This window comes from Hyunsoonleella aquatilis, assembly GCF_014270105.1.
Taxonomy (GTDB): Bacteria; Bacteroidota; Bacteroidia; order Flavobacteriales; family Flavobacteriaceae; genus Jejuia; species Jejuia aquatilis.
The window spans coordinates 938,604-951,282 of sequence record NZ_JACNMF010000001.1; the positions used below are offsets into that span (position 1 = coordinate 938,604).

General features: G+C 37.3%; 14 protein-coding genes and 1 pseudogene. 7 read left to right on the forward strand and 8 right to left on the reverse strand.

The annotated features are described in order from the left end of the window. Positions 1 to 9 precede the first annotated feature (9 nt). The 4 genes from H7U19_RS04075 to recF all read right to left on the reverse strand — a co-directional run bounded on the left by H7U19_RS04075 (position 10) and on the right by recF (position 2,795). A complete protein-coding gene (locus H7U19_RS04075) occupies positions 10 to 798 on the reverse strand; it encodes a nuclear transport factor 2 family protein (protein ID WP_186559137.1) in 789 nt (262 codons plus the stop codon). Between the two features lie 118 nt (positions 799 to 916). Further along, positions 917 to 1,108, reverse strand: coding sequence for a cold-shock protein (locus H7U19_RS04080; protein ID WP_186559139.1), 192 nt, complete (start codon positions 1,106 to 1,108; stop codon positions 917 to 919). Between the two features lie 210 nt (positions 1,109 to 1,318). Then, positions 1,319 to 1,615 (reverse strand): DciA family protein, encoded by a 297-nt coding sequence (locus tag H7U19_RS04085; protein WP_186559141.1) that lies wholly within the window; start codon positions 1,613 to 1,615, stop codon positions 1,319 to 1,321. An 88-nt stretch (positions 1,616 to 1,703) separates the two neighbouring features. Further along, complete coding sequence (recF, locus tag H7U19_RS04090) at positions 1,704 to 2,795, reverse strand: DNA replication/repair protein RecF (RefSeq protein ID WP_186559143.1); 1,092 nt, start codon at positions 2,793 to 2,795, stop codon at positions 1,704 to 1,706. A gap of 139 nt (positions 2,796 to 2,934) precedes the next feature. On the opposite strand from recF, the gene H7U19_RS04095 reads away from it, so the two are divergent. The 7 genes from H7U19_RS04095 (at position 2,935) to H7U19_RS04125 (ending at position 9,428) form a co-directional block, all read left to right on the forward strand. After that, positions 2,935 to 3,705 (forward strand): tetratricopeptide repeat protein, encoded by a 771-nt coding sequence (locus H7U19_RS04095; RefSeq protein WP_186559145.1) that lies wholly within the window; start codon positions 2,935 to 2,937, stop codon positions 3,703 to 3,705. 1 nt (position 3,706) lies between these two features. After that, a complete protein-coding gene (gene ribH / locus H7U19_RS04100) occupies positions 3,707 to 4,192 on the forward strand; it encodes a 6,7-dimethyl-8-ribityllumazine synthase (RefSeq protein ID WP_186559147.1) in 486 nt (161 codons plus the stop codon). A 371-nt stretch (positions 4,193 to 4,563) separates the two neighbouring features. Then, a complete protein-coding gene (locus H7U19_RS04105; protein ID WP_186559149.1) occupies positions 4,564 to 4,848 on the forward strand; it encodes a riboflavin synthase subunit beta in 285 nt (94 codons plus the stop codon). Positions 4,849 to 4,855: 7 nt separating this feature from the next. Further along, complete coding sequence (mutL, locus tag H7U19_RS04110) at positions 4,856 to 6,712, forward strand: DNA mismatch repair endonuclease MutL (protein WP_186559157.1); 1,857 nt, start codon at positions 4,856 to 4,858, stop codon at positions 6,710 to 6,712. Positions 6,713 to 6,715: 3 nt separating this feature from the next. Then, positions 6,716 to 7,468: a rhomboid family intramembrane serine protease gene (locus tag H7U19_RS04115; protein ID WP_186559159.1), complete on the forward strand. Its 753-nt coding sequence runs from the start codon at positions 6,716 to 6,718 to the stop codon at positions 7,466 to 7,468. Next, a complete protein-coding gene (locus H7U19_RS04120; protein ID WP_186559161.1) occupies positions 7,469 to 8,338 on the forward strand; it encodes a rhomboid family protein in 870 nt (289 codons plus the stop codon). Positions 8,339 to 8,402: 64 nt separating this feature from the next. Continuing rightward, positions 8,403 to 9,428, forward strand: coding sequence for an endonuclease/exonuclease/phosphatase family protein (locus tag H7U19_RS04125; protein WP_186559163.1), 1,026 nt, complete (start codon positions 8,403 to 8,405; stop codon positions 9,426 to 9,428). Between the two features lie 153 nt (positions 9,429 to 9,581). Here the strand turns inward: H7U19_RS04125 and H7U19_RS04130 are convergent, their stop codons facing one another. The 4 genes and pseudogenes from H7U19_RS04130 to lepB form a co-directional block, all read right to left on the reverse strand. Further along, positions 9,582 to 9,890 (reverse strand): DUF6122 family protein, encoded by a 309-nt coding sequence (locus tag H7U19_RS04130; RefSeq protein WP_186559165.1) that lies wholly within the window; start codon positions 9,888 to 9,890, stop codon positions 9,582 to 9,584. Then, positions 9,890 to 10,513, reverse strand: a complete 624-nt coding sequence (locus H7U19_RS04135; RefSeq protein ID WP_186559173.1) for a WbqC family protein — start codon at positions 10,511 to 10,513, stop codon at positions 9,890 to 9,892. Before H7U19_RS04135 ends, H7U19_RS04130 begins: the two co-directional genes overlap by 1 nt. A gap of 107 nt (positions 10,514 to 10,620) precedes the next feature. Next, complete coding sequence (locus H7U19_RS16855; protein WP_425489551.1) at positions 10,621 to 11,052, reverse strand: RDD family protein; 432 nt, start codon at positions 11,050 to 11,052, stop codon at positions 10,621 to 10,623. Next, positions 11,053 to 12,639, reverse strand: a pseudogene (lepB, locus tag H7U19_RS04140) (signal peptidase I); the annotation flags it as partial. Positions 12,640 to 12,679 lie beyond the last annotated feature (40 nt).

The following is a 12,679-nucleotide window of genomic DNA, read 5'->3' on the forward strand; positions in this document are numbered from 1 at the left end:
TATTTAACATTACTGTTCTTTCGTTGCTTTCTCAACAATTTCTCCATTTTCTCGTACAACCATTTTTATAGCCTTGCCATGATCATCTTTTACAAATTCAAATGTTAATGGTCTTTTATTGTGAAAAAAAGTGGTTTTAGATTTTGGGTAAATCATAAATTTCATATTGCCTGCATTGAGTTGAAGGCAATCGCTAGTGCTGTTAATTACGATATCCCCCATTTTATCTGTACTGTATACGCCAGTATATATTTCAAGAGTTTCTTTGGTAAGAGTAACTTTCTTTTGCTTTTTATCCTCTGAAGGACTTTTGTGGTCATAGCTCAAAACTCGGGTCATTTTCCATTGGTTTTCAAGTAACAGCCATAAATGGGTAAATTTAGCATTGCCGTCTTTGTATTTAGGCTTATGATTTTCCGATATATAAAAAGAGTGCTCCCCGGAGATTACTGCACCATAATTGCCTAAAGGATAAATCTTAATGGTCTTTGGAACGGGAACTCTTGTTAATTTCCAATTATCTTTTTTTGAACAAAGATTTTTTTTCAGAGTTTCTAAAAAAACCATTTTCCCATTGGAAATTCCATTTTTATCGTGATAAAATTCCAAATCTTCAGACACATAGTTTTTTAAAACGGCGAAGTCACAGTCGTTAAATGCCTGCCAGAAAACACTATCATGATAAGCAATAGCCTTTTCTATTTCTTGTTTTTTTAAGTTGTAATTTTGAGCTTCTAGGGATGTCAAAATAAAAAATTGTGCAATACATAGGATTGAAATAAGTTTTGTTGAAGTCATATATCGATTTTTTTTGTTTACAAGTTAAAGGATGGTATTATTTAAGATATGTTACACAAAAAAAGCCCGAGACATCGTCTCGGGCTTTTCTGTAAGAAAAAAAGTGAAATAATATATATTAGATTACTTTTACGTTTACTGCGTTTAAACCTTTTCTACCTTCCTTAAGATCAAACTCAACTTCGTCGCCTTCGCGAACTTCGTCGATTAATCCAGAAATGTGAACAAAATGTTCTTTTTGCGAACCTTCTTCGACAATGAATCCAAATCCTTTTGAATCATTAAAGAATTTAACTGTTCCTTTACTCATGTTAAAAAAATTAAATTATTACTGCGGACAAAGGTAATGTGTAAAAACTTTAAAAATCAATAATTTACGTTTTATTTTTATTAAATCTTAAAATGTAGGCTAAAGGGCTCGTAAATAGTGAAGTTAGCCGTTTTCCTGTCATCTTGTCCCGAAAGCTCCCGATAGCTATCGGGACGGGATTGATTCAGGATATTTATTCAAAACAAGATATTATCGTAAAACCAACTTTTTAATCAAATCCTTGCCTAATTCCTCGTTTAGCATATTGATAATTTTTTGCTTTCCGTAGCTGAGTTCCTCTCGAAGTACGCTCGAACTTAACTGAACATAAAGCGTCTCCCGTTCCAGTTTTACTGAAGTGGTATAATTGTTTACGCCGTTGCCCATTAGTTTTGCCCAGGCCTCGGCCGCGTTCACTTTGTTCAACCCTTTTTCCAATTTGTTGGTTTCTACAAACTCCTTTAGGGCGTCTTTGATGCTGATATGTTCGTTGTTGCGTTTGGGCATGGTTTCTTGTTCGTCGTTAAGTTGTATGTTTTAAAGCCTTATATCGTATGATTGTTTTTTGAAAAGTGTTTCTATCATCAGTGATCCGTCACCCGTCACCCCTCAACCTAAAAACCTCATAACTCTGATGCACCTGCTTTACCGCTTTTTCCGTCCGTTCCGCATGGGTGTCACTGATAAACAGTTGCCCAAAATGTTCATCGTCCACTAATTTAATGATTTGGGTGACGCGTTGCTCGTCCAACTTGTCAAAAATGTCATCCAATAGTAAAATGGGGTTTACACCACTTTGGGCTTTTATAAAATCGAACTGTGCCAATTTCAAAGCAATCAAAAATGATTTTTGTTGGCCTTGGCTTCCAAATTTTTTCACGGGATGTCCCTCAATTTGAAATACCAAATCATCTTTGTGAATGCCTACACTGGTAAATTGCAACGCCCTATCCTTATTTATATTTTCATTCAAAAGAGTATGTAAATCGTTTTCGGATAAATGGCTTTCATATACCAAATCCACATTTTCTTTCGCATTGCTAATGGTTTCGTATCGCGACTTAAAAATCGGAATAAACGATTTCAAAAAAGCATCTCGCTTTTCGTAAATCACTGTGCCATATTCCGTTAATTGCGCATTATAAACTTCCAAAGTATCGCCATTAAACGTATGATTCAAAGCAAAATATTTCAAAAGAGCATTGCGCTGTGCTAATACTTTGTTGTAGTTAATGAGTTGAGTTAAATACTCCTTGTCGCTTTGCGAAATCACGCTATCAATAAATTTACGGCGTGTACTGCTACCTTCAATAATCAAGTCCCTGTCGGCAGGCGAAATAATCACCAAAGGCAAAAAACCAATGTGGTCACTAAATTTTTCATAGGCCTTGCCGTTGCGTTTAATCACTTTTTTTTGACCACGTTTCAGGCTCACCACAATCTTTTCAGGTTTATCCTGTTTTTCATAATCGCCGTGGACCATAAAAAAATCTTCATCGTGCTTGATATTCTGTAAAGCCACGGGATTAAAGTAGCTTTTTCCGAAGGATAAATGGTAAATCGCGTCCAGTACATTGGTTTTGCCAACCCCGTTATTTCCAACAAAACAGTTTATTTTTTCATTGAAATCAAAAGACTGGCTCTCAAAATTTTTATAGTTGACTAAGGACAACGATTTTAAAATCATGCAGTTAGCGACTTGATAGGTGTTATTTGAATTTTAACTCAAAAGAAGTGCAAATTATTGAAAAATAACGAGCTAATTGGTATGTGTTATGTAGAAAAATTATATTTTTGCGCCACGTAAATTTTATTCAGAAAAATAGATGGCTACTTATAAGAAGCGAGGGTACAAGCCCAAAACCAAAGTTGAAAAGGAGCAAAATATAGAAGAAGGGTCAACAACGGCCGAGGTGTTTAACACGTTGGACGAAACGGCTTCGAAGACCGAGGCGTTTGTAGCCAAAAACCAAAAGTATATTTTTATTATTATCGGTATTGTGGCGGTCTTGGTTTTAGGGACTTTGGCTTACAAGGAATATGTGGCCAAGCCTAAGCAGTTGAATGCTATGAATGATATGTTCCAAGCTCAAAAATTCTTTAACGATGCGGTTAATGGTGTTGAAAAGGATTCGCTTTTTAATTTGGCTTTGAATGGTGGTGAAGGAAAATTTGGAATGCTTGATATCATTGATGAATACAGCGGTACGCCTGCAGCCAATTTGGCAAGTTACTATGCGGGTACGGCGTATTTACGTTTGAAGGATTATAAAAATGCGGTAGCTTATTTGAGCGAATTTGAAAGTGACGATGAGGTGTTGGCGCCATTGGCGAAAGGAAATATTGGTGATGCTTTTGTACAGTTGAACCAACCTGAGGATGCTTTGGAATATTATGAAGAAGCTATTGCACTTCGCGATAATGGATACACCACACCAATGTATTTGTACAAGGCAGGAGCTTTGGCATTGGAACTGGGAGAAGCTGATAAAGCATTGACTTATTTCAAACGCATTAAAGAGGATTATCCGCAATCAACCGAAGCTTCAACGGTTGATGTGTTTATTGGAAAAGCACAGGTTTTAGCTAGCAAATAAGATGGCTACTGAAAATAAAAATTTATCGGACTACGATAAAACTGCAATCCCAAACGCGAATAAATTTCGGTTTGGGATTGTTGTTTCAGAGTGGAACGAAAGCATCACTGAAGCCCTATATCAAGGAGCTTATGGCACTTTAGTTGAGAATGGCGTATTGCCTGGGAATATCGTTCGTTGGAATGTTCCTGGGAGTTTTGAATTGATTTACGGTTGCAAAAAAATGCAGGAACAGATGGTCAACGCTGTGATTGCCATCGGAAGTGTGATACAAGGGGAAACCAAGCATTTTGATTTTGTGTGCGAGGCTGTATCTCAAGGTATAAAAGACTTAAATGTGATGCGCGAAACCCCTGTAATTTTCTGCGTACTTACTGACAATACAATACAACAAGCACAAGACCGTTCCGGCGGAAAGCATGGCAATAAGGGTACCGAAGCGGCCATAGCAGCAATCCAAATGGCCGAACTTCGCAAAAACAGTTAGCAGTATACAGTTACACTTTAGAATATCCGTCATCCACCTTTTTGTTAACATTTTTTAGCAATCCACCCCCGTTTTTCTGTGGTTTTTTGAGTATTTTTGAGGGATTAGGAATGGTACATTTTGTTCGGTCAACGCAAACATAAACGGTTTAATTATCAGCCTCGATTTTCAAAGGAAAATCAAGATGATGTCAATGTGGAGGAGGATACAACGGAAACGGAATTTGTGTCTAAATGGCGGCAACAAAGTGGCAACAAAATTAGGATGAGAGGCATTCTGCCCTTTCGGACATTAATCCTGATTTTGGTACTATTATTGATTTGCATGTACTTATTGGAGAAAAATTACATGTAAATTAAAATTTGGACACCATGGGACTTTTAAAATTAAGAAAGAACAAGAAATTTAGTTATACGCCTCGCTACTACGACGATAAAGGCGAAGGCAGTCCTTTCGAAATCAAGCATAAGTTTGATGAGCACAGGACAACTGTAGGCTCAAATAAAGGCTTAAAAGGTAAATTTATTAATGCCATTAATGACTATAAACACAACGAAAATAGGGAAGCTAATCGTAGGGTTTTAATCATTGTTGCGATTCTTATTCTTATCTTTTTATTCATAATCGGTTTCGATTTATCTATTTTCTTTTCGTAAATAATTGATGGCAGACATTATACAACTCTTACCTGACCATGTAGCGAATCAAATTGCCGCCGGTGAAGTTGTACAACGTCCGGCTTCGGTTGTGAAGGAACTTTTGGAAAATGCGATTGACGCTGGTGCAGAAACCATCAAACTGATTGTAAAAGACGCGGGGAAAACCTTAATCCAAGTTATTGATGATGGCAGGGGAATGAGCGTTACTGATGCCAGATTGAGCTTTGAGCGTCATGCCACTTCAAAAATCCGTAATGCGGACGATTTATTTCACCTGAATACCAAAGGGTTTCGGGGCGAGGCTTTGGCCAGCATAGCCGCCATTGCCCATGTGGAACTCAAAACCAAACAGGAACACGACGATGTAGGAACTGCCATCGTTATTGAAGGTAGCGAAGTTGCTTCACAAGATGTGGTGGTGACTCCAAAAGGCACTTCAATTTCTGTGAAAAACCTATTTTTCAATATTCCAGCAAGGCGAAATTTTTTAAAGTCGAATGCTGTGGAGTTACGTCACATTAATGATGAGTTCCATCGTGTTGCTTTAGCGCATCCTACGATTCGTTTTGTGATGTTCAATAATGGTAGTGAAAATTTCAATTTGCCCATAGGTAATTATCGGCAGCGTATCGTGAACATTTTCGGAAATAAAACCAATGAAAAATTGGTGCCGGTGGATGAAGATACCGAAGTATTGAAGATTTCAGGATTTGTTGGAAAACCAGAGTTTGCTAAGAAAACCCGAGGCGAACAATACTTTTTTGTCAACAACCGATTTATAAAAAGCGCCTATCTTAACCACGCAATTTTATCGGCTTACGAGGGTTTATTGAAAAATGGTACTCATCCCAGTTATTTTTTAAATTTAACGGTTGACCCGCAGTCCATCGATATCAATATACATCCGACCAAAACAGAGATCAAGTTTGATGACGAGCATACGTTGTACGCCATTTTACGGTCGTCCGTAAAACACAGTTTGGGGCAATTTAATATTGCGCCTGTTTTGGATTTTGAAAGGGATGCAAGTTTGGATACGCCTTATGGTTTGAAGAATGAAATGGCGCAAACGCCTAAAATTGAAGTGGATAGAAACTTCAATCCATTTTCGGATACCAAAACCACAAAAAGTGGGAATGGATCTGTTAGTTTTACAAAGCAACCCATAGAAAATTGGGAAAGTTTGTACGTTGGATTGGAATCCAAGGGCACGGTTTCCCAAAATGATTTTTCAGAAGTTCAGTTTGAAAGTGAAGAAACCACTGGGGCTTTGTTTGAAGAAAGGGGGACTGCAGAAACAGCCAATTCTACCTATCAGCTTCACAATAAATATATTATCAGCGCCCTAAAATCTGGAATGTTGGTGATCGACCAGCATCGTGCGCACCAGCGTATTTTGTATGAGGATTTTCTTCGTGATATTACCGTGAAAGAGGGGGTAAGCCAGCAATTGTTGTTTCCTTTGGAGTTGAGTTTTTCATCTCAAGAACTCGAAATTCTGTTGCAGTTGAAGGCCGATTTGGAGCATACGGGATTTGTGTTTTCAAACCTGACGGAGGATTTCATTGAAATAAAGGGAGTTCCTGTAACAGTGCCAGAAAGCGAGATCTCCATTATTTTAGATCAGTTGATCAGCGATGTACAAAATGAAGTTCCTGACGCTAATTTTAGTGCCACGGACTTATTGGCAAAATCCATGGCGAAAAGTTTAGCCATAAAGACTGGACAGTCGTTAAAAAAGGACGAACAAGAGCATATTGTAAACAAACTATTTGCATGTAAAGAGCCAAACGTATCGCCTACTAATAGGGTTACATTTATTACTATTGGTACCGACGAGTTGGATAAAAGGTTTATTTAAGTTATGATGAGGATTACGGATACAGTAAAGCATTTATTGATTATCAATGTGATAATGTTTGTTGGTAGTTTGATTGTTGGAAACGTTGCCTTCGATAGTCTTTCCATTTGGTTTTATGAGAATGATAATTTTAGGCCTTGGCAAGTCATAACGCATATGTTTATGCACAGTCAAACATTCATTCCTCATATCATTTTCAATATGCTTGGGATTTGGATGTTTGGTAGTCCGTTGGAACAAATATGGGGCAGAAATAAGTTTTTGTTTTTCTATTTTTCATGTGGTTTAGGTGCGGTTTTTTTGCCTTTTGTCATTGATTATTTTAGATTTAGTTCTTTGATAGCACCCCTAGTGGAAAATGGTTTTGAAAAGGATTATATTTTGTCTGTTTTAAACGAGGGAAATGTTGATACAAGGTGGAAAGGAATCATTGGGGAAGATAATTTAAACAAATTAGCCCGCATATTTTTTGGGTCTGGTTTGGGAGCTTCAGGCTGTTTGATGGGGTTGCTTGTAGCATTTGGGATGTATTTTCCAAATAGCGAATTAATGTTGATATTTCTGCCTATTCCTATTAAGGCCAAGATTTTTATTCCTCTATTATTGGCCTACGAAATCATCTCTGGAATTACTGGAGGAACTTCCATGTTTGGTGTTAGCGTGGCTCATTTTGCACACGTTGGAGGTGCACTAACAGGTCTTATCATTGCATGGTACTGGAAAAAAAACCAGTTTAACCAAAACCGTTGGTATTAAATGGCAACTTTAAATCAGGATATAAAAGATAAGCTACAACGACTTAATGCGCTAGAAAAGCTGATTGTTGTCAATCTGGCCATTTTTGTTTTGGGGTATTTATTGAAGATTATCTTTGGTTTGCCCAGTGAATCAAGTTTATCATGGCTAGAATTACCTAGTACATTTAGTAATTTCATTTTGAAACCTTGGAGCATTGTTACCTATGCCTTTACCCACTATGGATTATGGCATTTTGCAATCAATATGCTATGGTTATATTTTATCGGGCGTATGTTTCTGAATTTGTTTTCGCCCAAAATGGCACTTAACATTTACTTTTTGGGAGCCATTTGTGGGGGGCTGATATTTTTGCTGGCCTATGACTTTCTGCCAAACAGCCGTGCGAATTCACAGCTGGTAGGAGCCTCGGCCTCGGTTAGGGCGTTGCTAATTTTTCTATGTGCCTATATGCCAAACCAAGAGGTGCGTATTTTTACATTCAACATTAAGCTTTGGTACATTGGATTGGCCATTATAATTTTGGATGTCATTGGGCTTTCCGGTGGAAACGCGGGAGGCAATTTAGCGCATTTGGGTGGTGCCGTGTTGGGCTATGCGTACGCCAAGCAATTACAGAAAGGCCATGATATTGGAAAGGGCTTTGAGAAGTTTATGGATGGCTTTTTTGGGTTATTTAAATTTAAAAAGAAAGGCCCTTTAAAAACGGTTCATAAAAATAAATCTAAGGTTGGGGGTTATACTAAAGCTGATTTTAATGAGTTTAACAATCAAAAGAAAATTGATGTTATACTGGATAAGATTAGTAAAAGTGGTTATGACAGCCTTACCGCAGAGGAAAAGGATTTCTTGTTCCGGGCAGGTAAATAATGTTCGCATAATTTGCAATTGGAAACATCCTTAATTAACTTCGGTCTACCAGCCAATCTTCAATATGCGAAAGCTAAAATTTTTTGATAAAATTCTTTGGTTCTTTAACAGGGTAGTGGCCGTGCTTCTTCTGCTGTCATTTGTGTTGCCTTTTTTGCCTCCAAAGACATTTTCGGTATTGTCGGTTTTAAGTTTGGGTGTTGCTTTCCTCATTATCGTAAATGTGATGTTCTTTTTATATTGGTTGGGTACATTGAAACGAAAATTTATGTTGTCTCTGGTAGTACTGGCCATTGGTTATTTTTCATTTGGATCGCTCTATAAATTTTCGGCTTCAAAAAAAGAAAGCTCCCCCAATAATTTTAAGGTGATGAACTACAATGTGCGCCTATTCAATTTGTATGAATGGATTCCTGAAAAAGGAATTGAGACTAAAATGGTTGATTTAATAAAAAGTGAAGCACCACATATTTTGAGTTTACAAGAATATCATCCACATAAAAATATAGACCTGTCTTTTTACAAGTACAAATATGAAAAGCTGTCAGGAAAGAAAACCAAATACGGCCAGGCGATTTTTTCTCAGTTTCCTATTATAAATTCTGGCTCCATTGAATTTCCTAGTACCTCAAACAACGCCATTTTTGCCGATGTTGTATATAAAAAAGACACAATAAGGGTTTATAACATTCATTTGGAATCTATGCGTATTGATACCAAAGTGGAAAATCTAAAAAAAGAGGATTCCGAGCGCCTGTTCAAGCGAATAGGCACCACCTTTAAAATGCAACAATTTCAAACGGAACTCTTTTTGATGCACAAAAAACAGTGTAAATACAAAATGGTGATCTGTGGCGATTTTAACAATACCGCATTCTCCTACGTCTATCGAAAAATAAGAGGAAATTTAAATGATACCTTTAAGGAAGCCGGGAATGGTTTTGGGCGCACCTATCATTTCCAATTCTTTCCCATTCGGATAGACTTTATTTTGAGTGATGAGAGTTTTGAGGTGAATGGGTTTAAAACCTATGATGAGCATTATTCTGATCATTATCCGATTATGACGACCTTGAGTCTGGTGGAGTAGTCCCAGTCACAGTTTACAGTCTCAGTCTAAATTTAGAATTTAAGATTCAAGTTTTCTTTTTGTTGAAAATTATTGGAAGTAGTGGAGCTATCCGAACTAATGCTTTGCGCCTCTGCGTCCCTGCCTGCCGGCAGGCAGGTTTACGCGAGATTTTTACATAAACGAGCAATCCACAACATCTGAAACAATATGAATGACCAAGCCCAACCCAACCAAACGGGATTTTTTCGGAATGCACAAAAAGACATAAAACAAAATTGCAAAGTAGGAGTGGAGGGGGTGGAAGCCAATACTGCATCTGTTTGGGTCAAAAATCGGGTCGGCCAACAAATGATCCACATCAATGAGCATACCCGCTAGCATCACAAGGTATGCATACTTCCATTTCGATTTAAAAAAGAGAAGGGCAACCGCCAAAGGCAACAAAAGGTGACAGCCATAATGGGCAATCGGTTGGAGCATTACTCAAAAATTAGCGTTTGAGATTCCAAATAATTCATTGCATTTGGTCCCTCGTTAAACAACAGGTCTAAAATACTCAAATTGGGAATAAAACCGTGTTTATTTTCAAATACCTGGGTGTACGTTTCAAAATCGAAACTATAAGATTTCTTTGCATTTACGAGATATCTGAAATCACTTTTGTTACCGATTTCTTTTTCAAAAGAAGCCGTTTTGGAATAATCTATTTCCAATTGCAAACATTCGCAAATCACTTCAAAACATTTCAGGTTAAAGTCCATAAGATAAGTGGCCTCTTCAAAAAACAAATGCTTAAGCTCGTCCTCATAAAATTCAAAAAAGGGAGAGGTGCGGTATGCAGATTCCAGAGATTTCCAATGGTTTAATTGCCATCTATCTGCATTGAAAATTTCAACTTCGCTGTACTTTTGTCGGTTTTTTTGCGAGAAAATAACAGGAATATTAAGCGACAATTTTCCATTGGCACCATAAATATAAGTGCGATTTCGATAGGTTTGTTTTACGAAATTGTCAAAAACCTCAAAGGTTATATTTCGTGCATTAGCTAAGGCCACAAAATGCGCAATGTTTGGGAAATATGTGGGGTGTATTACAATGCTCATAGTTGTCATTCCGGCGAAGGCAGGAATCCACTTTAATTACTACACTTTTGTTTGAGATACCTGCCTTAGCAGGAATGACAGTCACAATCTTAAGATATTTTTAAAGGTTACTCCTTATGTTTATTAATTACCACTGAATTAGCGGCACCGTCGTGTATTGCCTTTTTCTTCTTCTTATCTAACGTAATTGTAATCAATGAAATCCATCCTAGAGAAGCCTTTAGAATAAATCTAAAAATTGCTACAGGGAAAGAAATTTTCTTATTGGGATCGCCGTCTTTCCTAACAGTTATTTTTGAAATTGTGTGACCAATTGTTCCTCCATAAAATGATGTCATAAATGGATCGTAAACTAAAAATATAATTACTGATAAAATAATTTTTAAGTAATCTGATGTTGAGCCAAATAGTGAAAACACCTCAGAAATAAAATACATGGATACAACTAAAATAATAGAATCAATTATTGCTGCTTGTATTCTGTTTTGAATTGTGGCATAAGTTATGTTTTGAGAATTAAAATCACTTATTTCAGAAATTTTGTTCTTTTTATAGAGCCTATTTAAGATAATAATTGTGAATAATAAAACTAAAAATGGCATAAATAGCGAAGATGATTCTTTTGAGCCATGCACCGTCGTAAACAATCTTTTCCAACGAATTTTATTGATGCCTTTTCCAAAGCTGTCCCAGCTCATCCAAATAAATACTGGCTTACCGACAACGTGGTTAAACGGCACAAAACCCCATGCACGGGCGTCTATCGAATTATGACGATTGTCTCCCATCATCCAATAATAATCCTGTATAAATGTATATGTGCTGGCAACTTCACCATTAATCAAGATTTGATTGCCTTCCACTTTTAGAGTATTGCCCTCATATTCGGTAATGACGCGTTTATAAAGAGGCAATACTTCTAAATTAATATCAATGGTTGCACCTTTTTTCGGAATATATAGTGGCCCGAAGAAATCCCGGTTCCAGTTGTAAGCGGGATCATGCGGAAAAATATCCTCAGTTCTCTCGCCTTTTTCCATAATATTCGGAACAGTCCCTGCGACATTTGGATGGTTTTTAAATTTCGCCAATGCTTCATCTGATACGGCCGGTAAATAGTAACTTGAAAATTGCCGGTCAATAGGATAGGCACCGTCTGTGATATCATAACGCGTGGCCAAAAAATTTGGGTTGAACTGATGTGTTTTTGGTTTTACGTAATAACTGAATTGCAATTTTGCTCTATCAGGTAATTCGTTTTTCTTTCCGTTAATGTAAACATAACCGCCACGAACTTCCAAAGAATCTCCTGGCAAGCCTACACAGCGTTTTACCAAGTTGGTCTTTTTGTCAATGGGTTTATAATAGTTCCTGTCTGGATGGAAATCGTTCATATCCAAAAGCGTATCAGCCGGTTGGTTGAATACTACTATTTCATTTCTTTCAATGTCCTCAAAACCAGGGATGCGAATGTATGGCAATTGCAATTTATTGATCCACGAGGTATTCCGTTCCCCAAAGTGGTCATTAAAGAGGTACGATTTCTTCTTAAGCAAGGGTATGGTGTCGTGTACCATTGGCGCCCCAACGGTTGTCATCGGCACCCTTGCACCGTAATGAAACTTACTGACAAACAAAAAATCACCAACCAACAAGGATTTTTCCAAGGAAGATGAAGGAATGGTAAATGGCTGCATAAAATACGTATGCACGATGGTAGCGGCCACAATAGCAAACAAAATGGAACTGGTCCATTCACCCGAACCCGATTTTGGTTGTAAACTTCGGTTTTCAACGTAATTTACATCTGCCACATAGTTTAGGTAATAATTATAAAAGCCTAAAGAGGCAACAGCAAGAAACGTGTCCAAATGGGTGTTTTTACCAAAGCTTCTGGCAGTTTCCACCCAAACTACAATCAGCATTATCAAATTCACAATGGGCAAAAACATCAAAATAATCCACCACCATGGGCGGTTGATAATTTTCATTAAAACCACACCGTTGTAAATTGGCACAAAGGCTTCCCAGGCTTGCCTACCGGCTTTTTGGTATAATTTCCATGTACCTAATCCATGGATGATTTGGATAATCAATAAAAAAATAAGCCATTGTGTAAGTGTCATCTCTTTACTTTTTATTAACCCAATTAGGGCAAAAATCGTT